This is a genomic window from Rhodoplanes sp. SY1, assembly GCF_046000175.1.
Taxonomy (GTDB): domain Bacteria; phylum Pseudomonadota; class Alphaproteobacteria; order Rhizobiales; family Xanthobacteraceae; genus Rhodoplanes.
Genome location: NZ_JBEOMB010000135.1, coordinates 1 through 495 on the forward strand (window position 1 = coordinate 1; position 495 = coordinate 495).

Genomic DNA, 495 nt, shown 5'->3' on the forward strand with positions numbered 1-495 from the left:
TCGCCGGTCCGGCGACCGTGATCTGGGCGCTTCTATACTACGGAACCACGCTGGGCGGACCCGAAACCGCCACCTGGGGCATGCGCATGGTCGATCTGCAGATGCGCCAGGGCGACGGCGCACCGTCCACCTTCCTGCTCGGCGCCGTGCATGCCGTGCTGTTCTGGGTGTCGGTCTCGGCCCTGTCGCCGCTCGTGCTGCTGGCATGCTTTTTCAATCACCGCCGGCGGCTTCTCCATGATATCCTGCTCGGCACGGTGGTGATCAACAACGGGTCGCGGGCGGCGCGCCTGCGGGCGGCTGGTCTCGGCTACTGACCGGGTCGCGCCCGGCGGAGCCACCCTCGGGCGGAACGGGCCGCCGGCGGAAGAGACGACCGACGGGACGGATTACCGGCCGGACGGGTTACGAGACGGGTTACGGAACGGATTACGGAACGGGACTGGTCACTGAAGGCGATGATGGTCTGCGGGGTGGGCGTCGGCGCCCGGGTTG

Annotated in this window: 1 protein-coding gene; it reads left to right on the forward strand. The window is 68.9% G+C overall.

The genetic code is table 11. The features are described from left to right. Nucleotides 1-317: RDD family protein (locus tag ABTU92_RS25375; RefSeq protein ID WP_408094389.1), on the forward strand; the 317-nt coding region annotated here is incomplete at its 5' end. Nucleotides 318-495 lie beyond the last annotated feature (178 nt).